The 20,570-nt window shown below is 66.4% G+C and carries 18 protein-coding genes; 4 read left to right on the forward strand and 14 right to left on the reverse strand.

The window, feature by feature from the left end; translation table 11 throughout:
• Positions 1-27 precede the first annotated feature (27 nt).
• Positions 28-1,035, reverse strand: a complete 1,008-nt coding sequence (locus DEJ14_RS18775; RefSeq protein ID WP_111085064.1) for a hypothetical protein — start codon at positions 1,033-1,035, stop codon at positions 28-30.
• Positions 1,032-2,132, reverse strand: a complete 1,101-nt coding sequence (locus DEJ14_RS18780; RefSeq protein ID WP_181437496.1) for a site-specific integrase — start codon at positions 2,130-2,132, stop codon at positions 1,032-1,034. The genes DEJ14_RS18775 and DEJ14_RS18780 overlap by 4 nt, the downstream gene beginning before the upstream one ends.
• Positions 2,133-2,507: 375 nt before the next feature.
• On the opposite strand from DEJ14_RS18780, the gene DEJ14_RS18785 reads away from it, so the two are divergent.
• Positions 2,508-3,554, forward strand: coding sequence for a hypothetical protein (locus DEJ14_RS18785; RefSeq protein ID WP_111085066.1), 1,047 nt, complete (start codon positions 2,508-2,510; stop codon positions 3,552-3,554).
• A gap of 260 nt (positions 3,555-3,814) precedes the next feature.
• Here the strand turns inward: DEJ14_RS18785 and DEJ14_RS18790 are convergent, their stop codons facing one another.
• The 4 genes from DEJ14_RS18790 to DEJ14_RS18805 are packed head-to-tail and all read right to left on the reverse strand — an operon-like array spanning position 3,815 to position 8,953.
• On the reverse strand, positions 3,815-5,212 hold the full coding sequence (locus DEJ14_RS18790; RefSeq protein ID WP_111085067.1) for a flavin monoamine oxidase family protein: 1,398 nt from the start codon (positions 5,210-5,212) through the stop codon (positions 3,815-3,817).
• Positions 5,209-6,435 (reverse strand): MFS transporter, encoded by a 1,227-nt coding sequence (locus tag DEJ14_RS18795; protein ID WP_111085068.1) that lies wholly within the window; start codon positions 6,433-6,435, stop codon positions 5,209-5,211. The genes DEJ14_RS18790 and DEJ14_RS18795 overlap by 4 nt, the downstream gene beginning before the upstream one ends.
• Positions 6,432-8,336, reverse strand: coding sequence for an anthranilate synthase family protein (locus DEJ14_RS18800; protein WP_111085069.1), 1,905 nt, complete (start codon positions 8,334-8,336; stop codon positions 6,432-6,434). Before DEJ14_RS18800 ends, DEJ14_RS18795 begins: the two co-directional genes overlap by 4 nt.
• Entirely contained in the window at positions 8,333-8,953 is a 621-nt protein-coding gene (locus DEJ14_RS18805) for an isochorismatase family protein (protein WP_284180452.1), read from the reverse strand. The genes DEJ14_RS18800 and DEJ14_RS18805 overlap by 4 nt, the downstream gene beginning before the upstream one ends.
• Before the next feature lie 219 nt (positions 8,954-9,172).
• On the opposite strand from DEJ14_RS18805, the gene DEJ14_RS18810 reads away from it, so the two are divergent.
• From DEJ14_RS18810 to DEJ14_RS18820, 3 genes are read left to right on the forward strand one after another with little or no spacing between them, the layout of a single operon-like run.
• Complete coding sequence (locus tag DEJ14_RS18810; RefSeq protein WP_111085070.1) at positions 9,173-10,492, forward strand: preATP grasp domain-containing protein; 1,320 nt, start codon at positions 9,173-9,175, stop codon at positions 10,490-10,492.
• Complete coding sequence (locus DEJ14_RS18815; protein ID WP_111085071.1) at positions 10,489-11,232, forward strand: SDR family NAD(P)-dependent oxidoreductase; 744 nt, start codon at positions 10,489-10,491, stop codon at positions 11,230-11,232. The genes DEJ14_RS18810 and DEJ14_RS18815 overlap by 4 nt, the downstream gene beginning before the upstream one ends.
• Positions 11,225-12,475 carry an ATP-grasp domain-containing protein gene (locus DEJ14_RS18820; protein WP_181437497.1) on the forward strand — a complete coding sequence of 417 codons (1,251 nt, stop codon included), beginning with the start codon at positions 11,225-11,227 and terminating at the stop codon, positions 12,473-12,475. The genes DEJ14_RS18815 and DEJ14_RS18820 overlap by 8 nt, the downstream gene beginning before the upstream one ends.
• Here DEJ14_RS18820 and DEJ14_RS19545 read toward each other — a convergent pair.
• From DEJ14_RS19545 to DEJ14_RS18855, 8 genes are all read right to left on the reverse strand, one after another.
• Entirely contained in the window at positions 12,445-12,831 is a 387-nt protein-coding gene (locus DEJ14_RS19545) for a LuxR C-terminal-related transcriptional regulator (RefSeq protein ID WP_181437498.1), read from the reverse strand. The genes DEJ14_RS18820 and DEJ14_RS19545 overlap by 31 nt on opposite strands.
• 435 nt (positions 12,832-13,266) lie before the next feature.
• Positions 13,267-13,638, reverse strand: coding sequence for a ParB family protein (locus DEJ14_RS18825; protein ID WP_146249723.1), 372 nt, complete (start codon positions 13,636-13,638; stop codon positions 13,267-13,269).
• On the reverse strand, positions 13,635-14,507 hold the full coding sequence (locus tag DEJ14_RS18830; protein ID WP_111085075.1) for a ParA family protein: 873 nt from the start codon (positions 14,505-14,507) through the stop codon (positions 13,635-13,637). The genes DEJ14_RS18825 and DEJ14_RS18830 overlap by 4 nt, the downstream gene beginning before the upstream one ends.
• A 282-nt stretch (positions 14,508-14,789) precedes the next feature.
• Positions 14,790-16,625: a bifunctional DNA primase/polymerase gene (locus DEJ14_RS18835; protein ID WP_111085076.1), complete on the reverse strand. Its 1,836-nt coding sequence runs from the start codon at positions 16,623-16,625 to the stop codon at positions 14,790-14,792.
• A gap of 691 nt (positions 16,626-17,316) precedes the next feature.
• The gene (locus DEJ14_RS18840) at positions 17,317-18,426 is read right to left on the reverse strand and encodes an alpha/beta hydrolase (protein WP_181437499.1); all 1,110 of its coding nucleotides are present in this window, start codon (positions 18,424-18,426) and stop codon (positions 17,317-17,319) included.
• Between the two features lie 17 nt (positions 18,427-18,443).
• Positions 18,444-19,361, reverse strand: coding sequence for a hypothetical protein (locus DEJ14_RS18845; RefSeq protein WP_111085079.1), 918 nt, complete (start codon positions 19,359-19,361; stop codon positions 18,444-18,446).
• On the reverse strand, positions 19,358-19,876 hold the full coding sequence (locus tag DEJ14_RS18850; protein ID WP_111085080.1) for a hypothetical protein: 519 nt from the start codon (positions 19,874-19,876) through the stop codon (positions 19,358-19,360). The genes DEJ14_RS18845 and DEJ14_RS18850 overlap by 4 nt, the downstream gene beginning before the upstream one ends.
• Positions 19,873-20,562, reverse strand: a complete 690-nt coding sequence (locus tag DEJ14_RS18855; RefSeq protein WP_111085081.1) for a helix-turn-helix domain-containing protein — start codon at positions 20,560-20,562, stop codon at positions 19,873-19,875. Before DEJ14_RS18855 ends, DEJ14_RS18850 begins: the two co-directional genes overlap by 4 nt.
• Between the last annotated feature and the right edge of the window lie 8 nt (positions 20,563-20,570).

Raw genomic sequence — 20,570 nt, forward strand, 5'->3', positions numbered from 1 at the left:
ACATCCTTCCAGCAGGAGCCCATGCCCCTACCTCTCAGGAGTCAACCGAACCGACAGCAGTCCCGGTGCTACCCCATGCTTGCTGGCGCTGGCAAAGGGCTCGAGTGCAACATCGAGGGCTCGGGCGTCTTGCCAAAGGGCCGTGATGCGAGCGAGTACATGATCGGCAGCGGCGTCAGCAGCGCCGAGCTCGACGTAGGTCTCCTGCAGGGTCAACGCGTCAAACCGTGACGGCCGCCGCGCGACTGCACCGAGCACCTCCACGATCAGGCCCTCGACTGCTGCTGCGCGTCGCGTCGGGACGATGCTCGTCATCGACCGTCCCGACAGGCTCACCCCAGTGCGGGCCCACCCATGGACGTCTACCGGCAACAGCAGCTGCTCCGCTCGCCGCCACTCCCCCGGTACCGGCTGCTCGCAGTCATGCACGTCAAGGTTGCCTCTCGTGGGATCGAGCAAGCCGATGAGGTCGCCTCTGAAGCCGGTCCACACCGGACCCACGACCCGCAACCACCGGGTCACCGCGCACGCAGCACACGCAGCCGGATCATCCGCGGAAGGGACCACCTTTCCGCAGATCCGGACGATGCTCGTCACCGCGACATCGTCCGCGGTGACGGTTTGCGCCTCTCGGCGGGTGAGGTGCAGCACGCCAAGGAGGACGATGAGGAAGGCGTCACGGCGGCCGCGGAGCCCGAGCGGATAGCGGTACTTCGGAATCGCCGCGAGCACCTCGCGGACAGCCACGCTGTGCGGGGCCGACTGGTGCGGCCACACGCGCCCCTGCAACGCCGGAAACGGATCCGGATAGCCGGCGGCGAGGTGGTGCGCGCGAATGCTGGAGCGCCGGAGTCGCTGTGTCGACGCCGCGCCAGGGAACGCGGCCAGGAACTGCTCGATCGCCGCCGGCGCCGCAGGCAACGCCGCCTGGCCGGTCGCAGCGCACCATGCCACGAACCGGTTCCAGTGCGCCCCAAACGACCCCTGCTCGCTGCGAAGTTTGGGGGCGAGTTTGGGGGAATCTTGGGGGTTCATAGCCGCATCCGGGTGACGGCGTTGCGGACCAGGGGCGTGTACTCGCGGTCGTAGATCTGGAGGGTGGCGGCGTTGGTGTGGTGGGTCTGGTTCATGATCTCCACATCCGTCGCGCCCGCGTTCCGCGCCTCGGTCACGAATCCAGCACGGAGCGAGTGCCCGGACCACCCTTCCTCCCCCAGTCCCGCTGCCCGTGCTCGACGAGCGACCGCCTTCCCGACCGCGGTCGGGCTGATCCCGACATCGCGGAACAGCCCCCACTTCGACACTGCGCGGAAGAACGGCATCGACGGCGGCAACCGGTCGGGTCCGAGCCCATCTGCACAGACATGGACGGACAAGCCCGCACCAGCGAGTGCCGCGAACAGGCCGGCTTCTCCTCGGGCATCCTGCGCGGCCATCAGCCGATAGAGCCGGACGAAGGCGCACGGCGCGCAGGTGACCGGGTTCGCGCCCTGCTTGAGCGCCTTCACCCGACCGGCGCCGTCCTGGTCCGTCTTCGATCGCCGCACGCGGGCGTAGACGCCTTCACCGTCGACGAGGCGGAGATCCGCAACGGTCAGCGCGGTCAGCTCAGATTCGCGGAACGCGCCGACGAACCCGAACAGCAGCAACGCCTGGTCCCGTGTTCCCAGCGCGCCGGTCTGCAGGTCGGCGACGTCGATCTGCAGCAGCGTCGTCTGCAGCGCCTTGAGCGTCATGGGCTTTGCGCGCCGGACCGGCACTGACCGGGTCCGGCGGATTCCTTTCAGGACGTCGCGGACGATCGGGGTGGAGCCGGGCGGGGTGTGGCCGCGGCGGGTGTGCTCCCAGTCGATCGCGGCGACGTAGCGGCTGATCGTCGCCGGCGCATACCGCTGCCCACCATCCGGCAGAACAGCATTGGCCTTGTCCGCGAGGAACGCTGCGACCTCGGCAGGGTCGACCGGCGCCGTCGACATCTGCTCGAGCTCGTGCGCCTCGGAGATCTCGTGGTCGAGGAAGCCGGCGCGCCACCGGGCGAACTGGCGCAGGTCCGACCGGTACGCACGGACCGTGTTCAGCGACAGGGACGCCGCAGCGAACACCTGCGGCGACGCGTCCGCCGGTACCACCACGTTGCCTCGATCAACCGGGTTCCCCTCCCCCGCTGCCATGCGGAGCCGCGCGAATGCCGTCCGGGACCGCTCCGCCGCCGCACGCTCCTCCGCTGACGCAGCCCGACCGCGCACACCACGCTGCGGGGGCACCGGCGCGGGATCCTCGACTGCGACGTCCTGGTTCACCTGGCCTCGTCTCCTGGCGCCGCCGGCACTGTGCACACGTCCCGCCTCAGTTCCGATAATAGTTCTTCTCGGAACGTCTTAGCGGGGGTGGAAGCGACGAGCCGTGGCCCGGTTGCCGAATGTCGGCGGTTGTCGGGACGGTGAAGCATGCCTTCAGCAGACACCTCGGTTGATGAACCGGAGAGCCTCCCGATACCCCGACGAGCCGTGTACGCCATCACTCTGAGCTTCCTGGTCGGGATCTTCTGGCTCGGCGGCATGATCGCGGGCAGCCTCCCCGACCAGGGCCGATCGTCAACACCGACCTTCACGTGGATGCCGAAGTGGGGCGTGGCGCTGGGCGACACCACGGTGAATGCGTTGCTCACGTACTCCACGGTCACGCTGGTGCTCTACGGCATCTCCATCGGCGGGCAAGCCGCGTTCACCGACAGTGAGCACCGCCGCAGGATCCGTCGGAGCGTCGGAGCGTTCGGCGTCCTCCTTGCGGCATCAGCACTCACACTCGGGACGTTCGCAGTCGCGGCGACCTTCGTTGATCCACACCGTCTGCCGGCGTTGGTCGTGGTGATTCCGATGGTGATCCTCTGCTGGGTGCTCGGCCTCGAGGTCGGCCGCTTCATCGTCCCCGCCCATCATGTTCAGCTCGGCGCCGCACGTCGGGCAAGAGACATCACCGTTCAGCGTCTCGGTGCGCTTCCGCGACCAAGCAAAAACATCTGGACCGCCCACTTGGTCACCATCGGCTACGGCGTCGTCGCCGGGATCGTGACCGGGTGCGTCGTGCAACTCATCGTCGGGCGAGGCTTCATGGCTGGGTTCCTCGTCGGAGTGATCGGTACGTCAGCCGGACTGCTGATGCTTCTGCAGATCAACGCCGGCACGATCGAAGCCCCGACCCGTGCAAGCCGGCTCTGGACTCGCGGACTCTCGTTCGCCGGTTACGTTGCCCTTGTGCTCCTCGTGAACACCGGGCTCGCGATCGCGGCACCAGCAGCGTCATACGGCTTGCTCGCCGTCACCATCGGTGAGCTACTGCTGCCGGCCCTGTTCCACCGTCCGCCCGATCGACTACCCCAGTGGGTGGTGGAACTCTCCTTGTCAGGGGCGATCGCACGCGTCGCCGCAGACGACCTCACGCGGGGCCTGAAGACCACGCAACGCCGCATCGACGACCTCGAGGCGCTGCAACATGGGAAACGCAGCATGTCTCTGCGTGCACGGGTCGCCGCAGCTCTCCGTGCACTACGCTAGCGCTCGCTCCGACATACGGCAGCCCGCCCCGAACGTGCCCGACGAGGACTGCATCATTGCTCGGCGAGGACGCGCTCCTCGAGGAGCGCGAATGTGCTCCCACCAATCCGACCGACGTCGCAATAGACGATCGGCATTCGGACGAGGTCAGTCGTGCTCGCCGGTGAAGTGAAAGAGGCGATCGATTTGCGCTTCAAGGCGCGCCACGAGCGCGGTGTTGCGGTTCGCCGGCTTCATGGTCCGGTCAGCCCGGCGGCGGTTTAGAGCCAACTCGCGCGCGCGCCGGCCGGACGCCGTGGCAGGATCATCGCGACCGCGTCATGGGCCGACTCGACCGCCCCTTCAATCCACGCGGGGAGGTGTGAGCAGTGTTCGCCGGCGAAAACGATTCGGCCCTCAGGTCGAACAGCGTCATCGAGGAGGTCCCGTGTTTGACCCGGCTCACCCAGCGCGTACGCGCCCATCGCGTAGCGGTCGGCCGACCAGGCGTGCGATATGGACCCTTCGACCTCGGCGCTGACGCCGGGGTGGGCCTGTTCGAGGTCGCGCGTCGCGAGCCGCATCCGTTCATTTTCCGAAAGCGCGGCCCACTGCAGCGCGTCTTGTCCCCACGTGTAACTCGCAAGAAGCAAGTGGCGGTCCGCCCCAAGGTGGTCGAGCGCCGGATACTGGGTCCTACGGATCGGTGCTGCTGTGGACACGGCACCGCCAGCCGGACCGACTTCACGCCGCCAGGTCGGCCGGCGGAGTTGGAGGTAGACCTTGGTGGCCGCGTCGTAGTGCAGCTGGCGGACAGCTCGACGCTTGCCCGGACTGAACGAGCCGACAAGATCTACAGTGCGTAGGACGGGGAACGGCAGCGTGCAGACTACGAGGTCAGCGCGGAAGACGACCTGGCCGGCCGCGGTTCGGGTGGCGACCTCTATTCCATCGACACCATCAACAATCTGCTCGACCTCATGGCCGAGCAGAACGCAGTCACGGAGACGATCTGCGAGTCCTCGGGGCAGCAGGTCCATCCCGCCATCGATTCGGTACGCGGTTTCGTACGCGCTGGAGAATGTCTCGCGGAACTCCTGCAGAACCGACGTGCCGAGTGTCGACTCGGTGAAGGTGACGATGCCGTACTCCTCGATCGCCTGCTCGGACCATCCCCGCGACCGGAGAAACCCCCGGATAGAGAGCCGGTCCCAACGGTCAATGAACTGTCGGCGAGAGAGCCGGAACCAGTCTCGCCTGACATCCTCAACCGTACGTTCCCAGCGGCTCCACACGTCCCGGGAACGTTCCCAACCGGCGAGTCCGGACGAACGCGCATCGACACCTGATCTACTGATCGATTCCCGGGTCCCGACGGAGCCGCTCGCGAACGGGAGGAGAGTGAGTCCAAGTTCGCCGCAGAGCGCCACGGTCCGGCGGTGGTCGTGTGGAATTCGCATAGCTCCCATCTCGGCAGCAAGCTCCGATCCCGGCAGACGCATCGTGTGCACCCGTCCGCCGACACGTTGCCGCGCCTCGAGCACGGTCACGTCGTAGCCATGCGCGCGTAGCTCGCCGGCGGCCACCAGACCGGCGATCCCCGCTCCGAGGACCAGGACGCGTCGGTGCTCGTGCGGCGGGGCGGAGAAGAGCGTACGTGTCGTACGCACGTCACTCATCGCGCGCCGTCCACCCTGGCGGGTGAGGGCTGTCTGACGTGCCGGAACAGCTCAGCCCCCAGACTCGTGACCGTGAGGAGCACCATGACGGCTAGACCGGCACCGATCGCTGCAGGGGCACCCGCGCGGTCAAGAACAGCAGAGGCGAGAATCGCGCTTACCGCGTAGCCGGCACCCTGCACCGAGTACATGAACGTGAACCCTCCGGTATGCAGCGAAGCCGGGAGATCGTCACGCAACGAGAGGTTCCGCGTGATCATTACGACGGCCTGACAGATGCCCGCCACGACCAAAGCAGCGCCGATGAGCACGAGGCTGGGGGCCACAGCCATGAGAGCGAGCGCGGCCGCCGTCGCGACCAGGAAGACCGTCGACTGCATCCGCACACTGCCGACCCACTTCCGCAATCCGTATACAACCGATGTGACGGCACTCGCGGCCGCGAACACGGCGAGGAGAACACCCGCCCAGACGGCGGAATGACCTCGCTCCTCGAGTAGGGCGGGCAGCACGAGCTCCGCGATCGCTAGGAGCGACAGCGCAGCTGCGCTGGTCAGGTAGATAGGCCACGCACGGAGCAGGACCCGACGAGACAGTGGCGCCACGCCGGACTCTGAATCAGAGTGGTGGTCTTCCACTGCGAGCAACGAGGAACCCGCGGTCAGCGCAAGCAGCACGGCGATAACGAGGAGCCCAGCGTTCAGCCCGAGCACGGCGTACGGCGACACCGTCACTGCAGCCGCAGCGACGAGCGCCGGGGCGAGCAACCACACCAATTCGGTGATCAGAGAGTCGACGCTGTAGGCCCGGGCCACGTCATCCTCGTCAACGAGCCGGCCAAGTGCGGCACGAAGCGCACCACCACTCTGGGCGGGTCCAGCCCCGGCCAGAACGGCGGCACCGACGAGCACCGCATATGGCATGGCCGCTCCGGCCGTGAGAAGCGCGAACCCGATGGCCCCGACCGCAAGCCCAATAGGGACGTCACGCCGGACGTTGACCTCTTTGCCAACCCAACCGAGCACCGCCGCTCCACCGACCTCCCCGATGACGAACGCAGCGGCGAGGGTGCCGCCTGATGCGTACGAGCCGGTGGCTCCGTGTCCCAGGAACACCATTGCCAACGGGGCGGTTGCGTTCGGCAACCGAACTGCGACCGCGAAGAGCGCCCACACGGGGAATTTGGTGCGGACGAGGAACCGGTAGCCACCCTTCACCTTCATGCCGACACCCGCAAACGGCGTTCGACAGACGATGCGGTGAGTCGGCACACTGCTGCCCGGACAGCGGCGAGCCCGTCTGGACTCAAGATCGACTCCGGATGGAACTGGAACGTCTCAAGACGCGCGCCCCGCAGCCCGTGGACGGTGCCGTCGTACGGGTTACGCGCTACACGAACCTCGCCCGCCGCGAACGTCGACCGGAACCAGTCGACGGGACTGTACGCGCTGAAGCTGTTGTAGTAGCCGACCCGGATACGCTGGCCGAAGTGGTCGATGACTGACTGTCGACCTTGCCCGGCTTCGGTCTGTCGCCTGATCTCCATGCCCAACCGGCGTGCGACCACCTGGTGTCCGAGGCAGACCGCGAGCAGGGGCTGTCGGTTCAGGAGCGCTTCCGTCGCCCGGTCGTGGAGAGCCGTCACGCGATCGTCGTGAAGGTCGCGCGGATCGCCGGGGCCGGGGCCGAGCACGAGGAGGTCGACTTGGTCCGGCTCGCTATCCCGCCAGCTACTGCGGGTCACAGATGCGCCGAGGCTCTCGAGTTGGCGCGCGAGCATCGCGGTGAAATCGTCCTCAGCGTCCACGATGTGGACACTGGGCGCTCCTGGTAACCGCACAGGTGCGGTGCCGATGAACCAGAAGGGAGCGAGTCGGTCGTTTCTAGCGGTCAACAACTGATCGACGAGCGCCATGGATCCTTCGTCGTCTACCGGCCAGTCGCTCCCAACCTGGTTCGTGCAGTCGCTCACTCGCACCTGCCGGGTGCCCGAGCCGTCAAGGGCTGCGAGGAGGCTGGCGGCTTTGGCCGAGGTTTCCATAGCCTCTTCTGCGGGATCGGATGATCGAGTTACGGTGGCGCCGGCACCGATCGTGACGCTCCGATCCAGACCGATCTCAGCGGTCCTGATGATGATCGCCGAGTCGAGTTCACGCGGCCCCTCGATCAACGCCAGAACGCCGCTGTAGTACCGCCGTCCCCTCGCCTCGTGCCGAGCTACAACCGCGGCGGCGTTGCGCAGGGGGCTTCCGACTACCGTCGGCGCCGCGAGACTATCCCGGAGGACCGTTGCCGACAAAGCCTCGGACCGCCCTGTAATCCGATACTCGGTGTGCGAAACCCGAGCCATTTGCCGGAGTACTGGCCCCTCGACGGCGACCCGTCCCTCGCACAGCGCATTCACCACCTTGAGCTCCTCGTCAAGGACCATGCACAACTCATCGTCCTCCTTCGAATCTTCGAGAAACCGACGCACTACGTCGATGGACGGCGCACCCTCATGGCGAAGAGTCCCGCTGATCGGGGACATCGCGATCTCCCCGTCGTGCAGGCTTATGTGCCGCTCGGGAGACGACCCGAGGAGGTACCCCTCACCGGTCCAATAGAGGTAGGTCCAGTAAGCCCCCCGCTCGGCTTCGAGCAGCCGTCGGAACAGCGCGAGCATCGACCGATGGTCTACCTCCGACATCGTGCCCGACCACCTCCGCTCGAGTACGAAGTTCGCGCCTTCTCCTCGTCCGATTTCCTCTCGGATCAGACGGCGCACTCGGTCGGCGTACTGCGAGTCGTCTTCGTCGAAAGCACCCGACGCGATCGGAGCCGGAGTGGGACCGATCATCTCGACGAGCACCTGGCTGTCCACATCCTCTCGGGAGTCGACGCACATCGCTGCCAGCGGTGCGTCGTCTTGCCAGACGTCCAGCCCGCGCTCGCGCGCTGTGCGTGCCGGCAGCGCGGCGAACACCGTGTGGGTAACGGACAAGCGTCTGAGATCATCCGTCCCAGCAACGTGCTCGACTCTCCCGGAGAGTAACTCCACCGCGTCACGCACCGTCGGCCGGTGGAGCAACGCGAAGGGCATATCCGTGTCGAGCAGCTCTCTGAAGTGCCGCGCGACGTTCATCGGGTCAGCGCTCCAATGACCGCCGCTGTTGTCGTGACAACGGCACACGACGACGCCGCGAACGACAGCGATTGTTCGTGCTCGGTCCGTGAGAACGTCGCCGTGGCGTCGCTGACGACGAACGTCTCGATGTCGTTCGAGTACGCATCGAGCGCCGTGGCGATGATCCCGAGGTGCGCGTAGACACCGATGACCACGAGTTGATCCCTACCAGCGGCGCGGAGTTCCTCCAGCAACGGACTCCGGTAGAACGCGGAGTACCGCCACTTTGTGAGGACGCGCTCGTCGGTCTGCGGAGCAAGTTCCGGGACGACAGAACGCTGCGCCTCAGTTGCACGCATGCCCGGACCCCAGAGATCGGCAAGGAGGCCGCGCTCGTCGATGGTCATGTCCCCCGGCTGCGCGGAGAAAAACACCGGGATGCCTGCTCGGCGTGCGGCAGCGAGCACAGTCTGGGCACGCTCGAGGAGCGCGGCCCGGAGCGCCGGAGCGGAGGAAAAGGCCCCGAGGAAGTACTCCTGCATGTCGTGGACGAGTAGCGACGCGCGCCGAGGATCTACCTGCCACGAAACCTGAGCTCCCGGGAGATCCATTTCTCCGGGCAGCTCGTACTCCACCACTTCTCGCAGTCCTGATTGCATCGGAAGTGCCCCCCTTCATCGCTGTCCCAAGCGCCAACGCAAGTGACGCCGGTGGGCATTTCAGCAGCTGTGCATCACGAGGAGAAGGCGATCCGGACCGGGACTAGAAGATGTTCCAATCCGTTCGGGCACTCCGTGACCCCGACCCTGGACTCCGCTAGCTTCAGCGGCCAGGTCGAAGGAAGGAACCATCACGTGGGTGCGATCATCATCGGAAACCAGCTAGTCGAGGAGACGGCAACCGGACACGACGAACTACCTGTCGAGTACAGGCGCTACCTCGGGATGGTGTCGCACCGTCTTCTCTGGACCGCCCGTCCCGGCGATGTAGTCGTGCTGCCGAACCGACCACATCCAGCGTTCGTCGAACACGTTTGGCACACGCTCGGTGTCGAAGACAACGCAGCCCCGCAGATACTCGTTCCCCCGGTGGGTGCCCGCGACGACCTCCTGCTGTACGAAGACCGGCTGCTAGATGAGGACTTCTGCGCCGAACTCGGCGGGATCGTTGACCCCAGCAAGACCGATGTGCGGGCGTTCTTTCACGATGACGTCGTTGCCGAGCTTTGTGCTCGGCTCGGTGTGCGTGGGACGCCGAGCCGAAGCTTCCTCGAACAGTCCGGGACGGCTCTGGTCAACAGCAAGAGCACCTTCCGGGCAATCGCTTCCGGCCTCGGGCTCTCGGTCCCGGCCGGAATCGTCGCACTGACGGCGTCCGCTGCTGAGGCTTACATCTGGTCACATCTTGCAGAGGGCCGGTCAGTGATCGTCAAACAGGACGGTCACGGTGGCGGGTACGGCAACGAAATCATCCGTTCGCCCGGCGGCCCGTCCGGCTTCGGGGCGTCACGCACGATCACCATCGAGGATCGGCAAGGCCTCGACGCCGAGCTGCTCGGCGCTTGGGACCGGTGGTCCGGCGGCGGCCGTCCCGTGGTCGTAGAGGAATACTCGGCTGACTCCGTCCCCCTTTACGCCGAGTTCTCGATCACAGAGAGCGGTCCGGAACTCGTAGGCCACGGCGAGATGCGCGTCGGAACATCCGACGACGGCCCGACGAACCGTGGTTTAGTGATCCCGGCGATACGCGCCACCGGATCGGGACGGTACCAAGCCTTCCTCGACGAAGCACATCGGCTCGTCGGTGCACTCGGCGCAATGGGCTACCGCGGCTCCGTCAGCGTCGATTCGATCCTGCTACCCGATGGCCGGATCCTCCTCAACGAGTTCAACGGCCGCACGAGCGGCTCCACTCACGTGCACATCCTCTGCCGGGCCCTGCTCGGCGAGGACGCGCTCCTCGACCGGGTCACTCTCGTCCGGAGCAACCGGGCACTGACCAATATCCCAGACGCACTGCGTCGCATCCGAGACGCCGGTCTCTGGTTCAACCGAACGGGGCGGTCGGGCGTCCTCCTGGGCGGCGACGATGGCCAGCTCATCATCATCGGGTCGACGCTTGAGGAAACCGAACGCATCGAGTCGCACCTCGAAGCGCTTTTGGCGCCGGCATGATCGGAAGCAAGGTGGCGCTTGTCATCGGCGGTTCGCGCGGCATCGGTGCGGCCGTAACGCGACGGTTTGCTGTAGACGGCTTCACCGTCATCGCAGCCAGCCGCAGCACACGTACTACCGACAGCCTTCTGGAAGGGCTCGGCAACAGCGTCGCCGGACGGATCGAACGCCGAACGGTCGACGTGCGCGACACCCGTTCGGTCGACGATTTGGTGGCGGGGGTCGTGCGAACACATGGTCGAATTGACGTCGCCGTGAACGCAGCCGGCGTCCCGAGCTGGGGTGAGATAACCGACCTGACCGACAACGACTGGGACACCGTTGTCGACACCAACCTTCACGGCGCCTGGCGATGCCTCAGGGCCGAATTGCGGGCAATGGAACGCGGATCCGTGGTCTCTATCGGATCACGGATCGGTCGCCACGTCCGACTTCCGCTGCAGGGAGCGTACGCCGCTGCGAAGGCTGGTTTGGCAGCGCTGACCGCAACCGCTGCGATTGAGAACGCAGCACGCGGCGTCCGGGTCAACACGGTAAGCCCGGGCCCCGTCGACACCGGGATGGCGCTGTGGCCAGGCGAGGACCAAGCATCGGCCGCGGCGCGAATAAACAGGACGGTCCCTTTGGGACGGCTCGGGCGTCCCGACGAGGTGGCCGCAGCTGTCGCCTGGCTCTGCTCACCAGAAGCATCGTTCGTCGTCGGTGCCGACCTCGTAGTTGACGGAGGTTCTAGTGCCTGAACAAGACCACCCCACAATCGCCGTAGTCGACGCGTTCTCGAGCGGTGTACACCTCGCGCGGGCCCTCTGCCGCCTTGGAGCCAAGGTGGTGCACGTCCGCAGCGCGGAGCGGCTCGACCCCTACTACGAGGCGACGTTCCGTCCCGAACTCATATCGCTCGACCTGGGCTTCGCGCCCATGACCCATCAGCTACGTACGCTCCGCGCACTCCGGGTACGACGGGTTCTGCCCGGAACCGAATCAGGTGTGCAACTCGCAGAGAAACTCGCGGCCCATCTCGACGTCCCCACGAACCTCGACCGGCTCGCACGCGCACGTCGGGACAAACACGCGATGGTGCGAGCGCTTGAGATCGCGGAAGTTCCCGCACCCCGCTCCACCGCGGTCTCGTCCACGCACGAGGCCGAGCAGTGGTGCGCCCGCGCAGGACTCAACGATGCAGTCGTGAAACCCCTCGGAAGTGCCGGGTCTGACAACGTCCGGGTCTGCCACGGTGCCACGGAAATTCGATCGGCAGTCGCTCGCGTCCTCGGCTCCGTCGATCTATTCGGACGGCGAAATGATGCAGCGCTCGTTCAGGAGTACCTGGACGGACCCGAGTTCTACATCAATGCTGTCTCCAGCACCGGCACACATTCCCCGGTCGAGATTTGGCGTTACACGAAGTCAGACGGTCCGGACGGTTCCCGGCTCTTCGATTACGAAGAGCCGGTCCACCCAAACGACGCGGTCTGGCATGACCTATGGTCCTACAGCGTCCGGGCTCTCGATGCTCTCGGTTTCCGGAACGGCCCATCACACCTCGAGGTGATCATGCCTGACTCGCAGCCGCTGCTCATCGACCCGGCAGCGCGATTGGGCGGTGGGGTGCTGCCAGAGACCAACGAGCGATTAGCGGGAACGTCCCACGCCCTCGAGACCGCAACCGCTGCTATCGACCTTCACCAACGCGCTCTGCCGGCCGTCTACCCGGAGACCACGCGCTACGTGTCACTTGTGAACCACCGAGCAGGTACCGCGAAGTTCGACTGGCTGACGGAGTTCCGGCAATTGCCGACCTCGACCGCGGTGCACACAACGCTCGAGGCAGACGTTCCAGTGCCGGTGACCACGGACTTGCTCAGTTCGCCCGGCTTCCTCTACCTACATGGACCGCGCGAAGCTGTGCTCGCCGACTACGCGACGATCCGAAAGCGAGAAGCGGAGGGTTGCTACACGGCGGCGAGCCCGGTATCCCGCTGAGCCGAGTGGTCCGGCGCGAAGGCACCGGGGTTGGCCTGGCCGGCCCCCTGGCGTGCCCGGGCCGTCCACAGCGGTACGGTGTGGTCCCACGTCTGAGCAGTGAGGTCGACCTCGAGTCGTCCAGTGCCCTGGACAGGAAGGCGGTCGCATGTGAGGATCCCCGCGACCGATGCCGCGGCGACCAGCGCTGGAAGAGACGTCGCTCGGAAAACGCTCCGCAGCCGTCCAAGGTGATAATTCACTGTCGCGGTACTGAGGTAGAGCTCCTTGGCGATGCACCGCACTGGCTCTCCCCACGCGAGCAACACCAGGATCTCCACTTGGCGTTCCGTCAGTAACACCCGTTCGCCCGCCACGGTTCTCCCCCTCGTCGTCAATCGAGACTAGAGCGCTTCCCCTATGGATGCACGCTACCCGTCACATGACGTCGCGGCACCGGCGGTCTTCTGGCTGGATCCTGAACATAGCGTCTCGCACCCAATGGCCGTTACGCAAACCCACTGGCCGTTACGCAAACCCACTGCAATCCGCAGTACAAGGCCGGGCTCGCCGCTACTCCTCACACATCTCACAAACGGTCGTTTCCGTACATCAGGAGTGGAGAGCTATCAGTAACTCGGCATGGCGCGGCAGCCAGAATGTGATGCAAGGTCGATCGCGGCCGAGCTCGCGGAACTGTTCGACGTCGCCCGCGCCGCCAAGTACGGAGCGATTACTCGGGGCAAGACTGACGACTCAGCACTCACGTTGCCCTCGGCGACCTGAGCGCCAGACCTCGCGTCGGCGGTCGGTTAGCTGCCGAACGGCCGGCCGGTGCGGAACCCGCCCGCATTCGGTTCGAACGGAACGCTGCCGTTGTGCTCGTTGGCGAGTCGTTCAAGCTCTCGCTCGAGCGCCCCGTCGACCAGTGCCGCGAAGGACCGGTACCCGCCGGGCAATGCGGCTGTGTGGAGTACTGCGGTCTGAGCACGACGCTTGAGGCCTTCCCGCAGCGCCACGGTCGTCGGGATCGTCGCTTCCTTCACCGGCTCGGCGGGCGCGATCTGCTGCCTCGGCTGCTCAGGTGTCACGGGTGCCTCGACACCTGTTCGAACGGGTTCAACGTTGGCGGTGAGTCTGATCGGGCTGTTCGCACCGGGGCGCCGGCGTTCTGGTGCACTCATGCTGCGTTCTTCTCTTTCTCCAGGATGCGCTGTACGTACATCTGCCCGAGTGCGTCGTAGAGCGCGACTGCCTTTCGACCGTCCACCCCGGGCCAGGCGCCCAGGGAAGTGGCGGCGGCGTCAGCCTCGGCAAAACGAGACCACTCGGGAAGGTAGTTTGGGTTCAACAGGTCGGTCCCATCGTCAAACTTGACCACTCCCCCGAGCTTCCAGACGAGCTCGCCGAAGGCGTCAACGAGGCCCTCGATCTGAAAGTCATGCTCCTTGGTTCGCTTCCGCCGTGTGACGACAACGCCAGCCACACGCAGATCCGGATTCATCAGGTCGGCGGCGTGAAGTGAGACGAAGTCCCGGACCCGGATGGCAGCTTCGACGGAGTCGTAGTTTGGGTCAGAGGGGATGAGCACGGTGTTCGCGGCAGCGAACGCCATTTGCACGAGGTGGCCGAGATCAGGCCGGGTATCAATCAAGACGACGTCATACACGTCCGTCCAACCGGTCAGTGCCTTAGTGAGACGACGCACGGCGCCGACGACGCCAGCCTCGGATTCACGATTGATGAGATCAAAGCGTGCCGGGAGGACATCGATCCGCTCCCCTTCTGGCGCCGCTTCTGCATCCCAACCACATGCGACTACCGCAGCCTCCCCTGCGCCATCCTGAGCAGCCGCGATCACCTCGGACATGGTGGGAATCGGTGCGGAAGGATCCCACTCGACCCCGAGCCGCCGGGTGGCGTTCGCCTGGGGATCCATGTCGACAACAAGAACGCGGCGCCCAGCACGCGCGAGGGCAGCAGCCAGCTGGCATGTCACCTGCGTCTTAGAAACGCCACCCTTGTTGTTCGCAATCGCAGTGACGTGCGTCATCAGCCCTCCTAGGCAAGCGTTTGAAGGCTTGTATTGGTTGCAAGCCTTCCGTTCAACTGTATACAAGCGTTGCAACAAAAGCAAGCCTTCCAAGGCTAGTAAGCCAATAAACACTTGCGTTGTGCACGCAGAGGGGCGGGGTGCTTGCGCAAGCCGCTAGCGGCAGCTCCTAGGGGCTGTTGTGAGGCTCATATTCGTGAAGAGTTACAATAAACGCAAGCCTTCCAAGGCAAGTAAGCCCATAAACCCTTGCGTTACAAGTGTTGAAGCCGCACGGTTTGCTCAAGCTACTAGCTCCAGATCCCTGAGCTGTTGCAGGAATCCGCGTCGGACGAACCTCATGGCCGCCTTATGATCAGCGCGGCCGTCGCTCGAGCACGGGTACGCCGGGTACGCCTCCGGTCCGCCGTGGTCGTCGACGGATCGGAACATGACGACCTGCGTGATGGGGGTGCGGTCGCGGCCGCGGCGGCCGGCCTTGCGGATGAGGTGGTTCTGCCACCAGGCCCAGAGGTCGCGCTCATCGACGTACTGCTGTTCCCGGCGTTCGAGGATCCCGTCGACGCCAAGCTGCTTGGCCACATGCGTGCGGAAGTCCTGCAGTCGCCGACGCCAGCCGGTCGGTGAAGCGATCACGAGGGTCCAGCGGCGCATGCGTGCGAGGGCCGCTCGTACGCGACCGCGGGGGAGTCCTGAACGGTCAGCGACCACCTCGGGTGTGTGCTCGTCGGCTGTCAGGCTCTCGTAGACGCGGCGGGCTGTGGGTCCAAGTCCTGCGCGGGTGAAGACATCGTGTCGTCCGGTATCGAGGCGGTCTTCCAGAGCCTCCAGAAGGGTGACTCTCACGTCGAAGAACTCGGCCGGGGGGCGGGCGTTCACATCGTGAAGTGGCCCGACTTGTTCCGCGGGTGTGGAAAACCGGTCTGTGAGCCGCCAGACGGCGGCGTTGGGGCCGTCCGCCTGGCGCCGGCGCGTGATCCATCCGGCCATGTGGAGGCGGCGGAGGGACCGGTCGACGGTGCTCGAGGGGATCCCGGTGGCGATCGCCACGGACCGAAGGGCGGCGCCGACGTCGCGTGAGCCGGAGCGCAGGGAGATCCAGGCGAGGTAGGTCAGGACGGTGCTGTCGTGCAGGTCCGCCTCGGTGCGGGTCCAGCGGCCGGGGGAGGCGGTGAACGCCTGCAGCATGGCCTCGACGACGTCGACGATGCCGGTCAGCTGGGTGAGGTCGCGTTGTTGCCGTTCCTCGGGCGCGTACCGGTACAGCACCGCCCGCTCCTGCGCCTTCGCCCACTGCCGCTCGAGGCGCGCGGCCGCCTCAGCCGCAGTGCGGGGCTCGCGGCCGCCGGCTGGGCGGGTGCGGGTGCGGTAGTGCTCCATGCCCGGTGCGGTCTTCGCGGCGTGCTCGACGTCGGCGAGGGTCCACCCGGACACCGCGGCCGCGAGCAGGCACAGGTAGCCGGTGCGGGACGGGTCGCGGCCGCCGGCAATGGTTCCCATGTGCGCCTCGCCCCACGCCGGCAGCGACCGGTGCACCCGGTGGTGGGCGTCGACGGGGCCGGTGGGGGAAGCGTCTGCGGGATCCACGGCCGGGCGGAGCTCCCGGAACGCCGCAGTGACGCGGAGAAGGTCACCGGCGGTGACGGTGGGGGTGCGGAGCACGTCGACGTCGTCGGCGCCGGCCATCACCTCGGACGCGCCACCGCGTGCGTGCGGGGTCAGGGGTGGGCGGACGGCGCCCGTGCGGTCGTTGCAGAGCAGCCCGTGGTCAAGGGACGGCAGCACGGCGCGTGCGGCGCCGGCGAGCTGCACCATCGTGGCCTTGTCGACGCCGGCGAGGGGCACCCACACGTGGAACCCGCCCGTGGGGCTCGAGCGGCACACCACGTGCGGCACCTGCGCGTCGCGGAGGATCCGCACCAGCACGCCGAGGTCCTCGGCCGCCTGATCGAAGTCCTCCGGGGTCTTCGCGTCGAGGTCGAACGCGGCGAACCAGAACCGCCCGTCAAGGTCGGTGAGATCGATCGTCCACGGCGTCGACGGGGGAGTGTGCCCTGCAGTCGGGAACTTCGACGGGTAACTGTTCGACCGGATCGTCCCGTCCGCCTCCGCGATCATGCGATTCACATACCGACGAGGCGCGATCGCACGCGTCAACGCCCAGGCGGGATCCGGGGAGGACACGCGGGCAGATTGATCTGTACCGGGCGCAGCAACGTGCGTTACGATGGCGACACCTCCTCCTCTCGGGGTGGCGGTACGATGAAGGCTCCCGGCTCCAACCGGGCTTCTTCTCTAGGAAGCTCACGACCTGATCTGTTTGGCGACGTAGCAGGTAGTGAGAAACATGACTTGGGGCCTAGCCCCGGACCCCCGCCTCTGGCGGGGGTTTTGTCGTTAAGCGGCAGGGATAGGCAACTCCACTCGGTTGAGTCGGCGCGGGTCCTCGACAAGCGGCATCGCGCCGTTCTCGGCGACAAGCGACCGCGCTAGCGCGTCGAGGTAGTAGGCGACTGAGACACCGCTCTCTTCGGCGGCATCCTTGAACGCCTGGCGGGTCTCAGGAAGCACACGGCCCTGCAGAAGGACCGTCGGGGCGTTCTGCGCTCGGCTGGCGCGTCGTCCAAAGTCGCTCATAGTGACACCTTGGCGGGAACATGCATGCGCGCAGTCTTCTGGGGCGGCGTGTCGTAAGACTGCATCGATGCTCCTTCTCCTTGCGGGTCGGCAACTCAAGCGACTGGCGAGGGCGGCTCCGTGGTACTCGATGTCGCAGCCCGACCAAACGGCTAGGTACTAGCAAAGTACCCTATTCGCGCACCCGGTCAGCCCTCGATAGGGCCGACGTTGAGGAAAGGAAGCGCGCAATCGAGCGGTGGAACGGCTCGGGCTCGCGGTTGAGCTCCATGCCATGTGGGCAGGGCGCGATCTCCACGAGGGTGGCTGACGCACCTGGTGTGGCGGCGAAGCGCTTGGAGACCTCGAGAGGGACGTCGCGATCGCCAGAGCTGTGGATGAGGAGGATCGGCAGCCCAGCAGGCGGCGCGGGACGCATCCAGCGCGTGGGGATGGCCTTCCGGAGGCCGGCCAGGCGAGCGAGGCCCGGGATCGTGAGCGTGAGAGCCCCCATGGAGCCGAGAACCCCCGGGAATCCTGCTTTGGATGCGCCGGCGCGCAGGGCCGCGAACCAGTCGAGGGCTGGACAGACCAGGATCATGGCGTCGATCTGGTTGCGGAGGGCGGAGCGCGCGGCCGCGTGTAGAGCGATCGTCGCGCCCATTGACCATCCGACGAGCACCAGGCGCTCGGCTCCATGGTTGACGGCGTGACGCATGGCTGCGTCCAGATCGTGCCACTCGTCTGTGCCGAAGGTCGCGGGGAGACCGCGGCCGTCTTCGACGTCGCCGCGGTATCCGATGACGAGGGAGCTCATTCCGGCAGAGAGGGTATCGGGTACGGCGCGGAGGATGGCTTGCCGGCCCGAGTGGATCCCGTGCACGTGGATGGCCCAGGTGGTGGCGCCGGCGACGGGGAAGTACCACGCCTTCCGGGGGTCGCCGTCAGCGGTGATCGCAACCTCTTCGAAGGAGGACGACACCGCCGCTGGAGTGTCGAGGAGGTATCCGCTCCAGACAAGCTTGTCGTCCGCTGCGGGGACGGTCGCGGGTTCGCCCAAAATCGTCCGGCGGACGTGACGGCCGTCGTCATCGAGCACATCCCCGACGAGGATGCTGTGCTGGCCGTCGTGGAAGTACACGCGGTACTCACCCGGAGACCGTGTCTGCTCGTCCGATGGGACGGTGATGCTGGCGGAGTCGACGTCGACGTCGACGACGGTGACGGTTCGCTTCGGCCGTGGGTGAATCGCCTTCTTCGCGACCACCACGCCCGCGGCGGTCGCGGCCGCGATGACCGTCAAGGTGGCTGCCCCTGCTGCTACACCGATAGCGCCCATGCGGTAACTCCCTTCGCGAGCCGTTCGTCGACGCGCTGCAAGTAGCGCTGCTCTTGTTCTGTGACCTCGAGGCGGCCGGCGACGATCTTGTCGCGGAGCTCGATGTACCGCTGCGCAGCAACCACCTCTGCGCTGCCCTGGAGGCGCAGCGGGGGCCGGGCGGTGCTCTGGTCGCGCGCTGACATGACGAACAGGCGGAGCGAGACAAGGCGCCACCGAAGGACAGTGACGAGCCGGCGCAGGGTCCGCCACCCGTGTGCGACACCGATGGCGACGATGCCGGGGTAGAAGAGGCTGTTGAACACGACAAGCATCGCCCGGGAGAACGGGGTCTGCTGCCCGTCGATGAACACTCTGGTGACGTCGACGAGCTCTGCGATGATCGCGAGCACCACGAGCGCAAAGCCGATGATGAACAAGATGTTCACGCCGCGGCGCTGGGGCAAGAGCACGACGATGGAATCGGCGGCAAACCAGCCCATAGCGACCATGTAGATGACGATGTGCACCCACGTGGCCGGGTACTGCAGGTGTTCGTGGATGTACGTCGTCGCTTCCCCGTTGTGACCGGGAATCGCCATGAAAGTGACCGTCTCGGCAAGGAGCACGGTCATCAGGATGGGCAGGCGCGACCGGGCCTCCGAGCCAGCGTGAGCGCGTGTGGCGTCCCGCAGGAACCAGAACGCTGCAGTGGCTGCGAGTACCTGGATCAGATCGATGGCATTGACGTCACCTAGGAGCGCATCGAGGGGTTCGACGGGCCAGACGACGCCCACCGTGGCGATGCCGACGACGGCAAGCGCGGCGGCAAGGAACGCCGGACGTCTCGCTGCATTACCCATCGCATTGACGCGGAGGAGCAGGAGTCCAACTGCAGCCCAGAACGCGGCCGGGATCACGCGAAGGCTTCCTCGCTTGCAGACAGCGTGGACTTCTGGAGGCGCTCGAGCAGGAGCATCGCCCCGCGCTCCGCCACGAGCTCTTCGACGTCGACAGCGCCGGCATCCTCGAGGGAGGTCCGCACCGGCACGCGGGCCCGTGCCGCGGTGATCTCCGCGGTCACGCCGGCATGACCCCGTTCCATGACCTCAACAGGCACGTGGCACCCTCCATGTCCCGCGGCAATGTGCATGAACTCGTGCAGGATCACGAACAGCTGGTAGAGGCGGGGGTCGTCAGGGTGGAAGTACACCCGTCCGGCGTCCGCAGTGTCGAGGTACAAGCCCGTCACGCTCGCGGGGTGGTCACGCGGAGGGAGTGAGTTCAACGGATCGATGATGAGCGGCTTACCGAGCCAGGTGGCCACGGCCGTTCGCAACGTCTCAAAGGTGAGCGGGCCGGCGGGCAGGGACAGCCTGGCGATGGCGTCCTCAGCAAGCTGGGTGGTGAGTCGTTGTGTTCGGATCTTCTTCACTCGGTACCTCCCCGCTCATTTGGCGCCGCGGCGCGGATCGCTTCGGCGATCGCCAGGAGCTCGGCCGGGGATGCTGCGTTGACCGAGCGCGCGGCTATCCCAACACCAGTCTCTGCCAGGGCGATCTCCACTTCCAGCCGTGCGTCGACGAGATCGACGACACCGGGGAGTGCGATGCGCAGCAGGTACTCCGAGGACACATCGAAGAAGTCCGCGATCGCTCGGAGGTCGTCACTGGTCACGTCTGTGGGCTCGCCGGCGAGGAGGCGTTCCCAGTCGGCACCAGCCAGGAGCCGTCCGCGCTTCGCCAGCGCAGCGCGCACCGCACGGTCGACCGGGGGAGCAGGGGTGCGAGCGACGTGGAGGGCGACAAGCTTCCGCAGCCGATGGCCGAGAAGTGCTGGCTCCAGGCGTTCATCTCGGGGAGCGTGCAGACGCTCCATCTCGGTGATGGCCGGTTCCAGGAGCTCGCCGACTGACACGCCGAGCGCTTCGGCGATCGTCTGCACGTCGTTCGTGTTGAACGAGGTCTCGCCGCGGGTGCGCTTGTAGTAGTAGCCGCGGCTGAATCCAGCCTGCGCGATGAGGGCCGGCGTCGTGATCCCGCGCCGGATGCGGAGGTCGTCGACCGCGTCGACGAACGCCCTCGAGAACTCGTTCGGTTCGCCGCTTCCCTGTCTGCCCACGCGATGAC

This window comes from Curtobacterium sp. MCJR17_020 (genome assembly GCF_003234365.2).
GTDB lineage: Bacteria > Actinomycetota > Actinomycetes > Actinomycetales > Microbacteriaceae > Curtobacterium.

Bases quoted from the DNA above. Each gene is read 5' to 3' on its own strand.
- DEJ14_RS18775 (WP_111085064.1), bottom strand. From the start codon at position 1,035: ATGAACCCCCAAGATTCCCCCAAACTCGCCCCCAAACTTCGCAGCGAG.
- DEJ14_RS18790 (WP_111085067.1), bottom strand. From the start codon at position 5,212: ATGAGTGACGTGCGTACGACACGTACGCTCTTCTCCGCCCCGCCGCAC.
- DEJ14_RS18795 (WP_111085068.1), bottom strand. From the start codon at position 6,435: ATGAAGGTGAAGGGTGGCTACCGGTTCCTCGTCCGCACCAAATTCCCC.
- DEJ14_RS18800 (WP_111085069.1), bottom strand. From the start codon at position 8,336: ATGAACGTCGCGCGGCACTTCAGAGAGCTGCTCGACACGGATATGCCC.
- DEJ14_RS18815 (WP_111085071.1), top strand. From the start codon at position 10,489: ATGATCGGAAGCAAGGTGGCGCTTGTCATCGGCGGTTCGCGCGGCATC.
- DEJ14_RS18825 (WP_146249723.1), bottom strand. From the start codon at position 13,638: ATGAGTGCACCAGAACGCCGGCGCCCCGGTGCGAACAGCCCGATCAGA.
- DEJ14_RS18830 (WP_111085075.1), bottom strand. From the start codon at position 14,507: ATGACGCACGTCACTGCGATTGCGAACAACAAGGGTGGCGTTTCTAAG.
- DEJ14_RS18835 (WP_111085076.1), bottom strand. From the start codon at position 16,625: ATGATCGCGGAGGCGGACGGGACGATCCGGTCGAACAGTTACCCGTCG.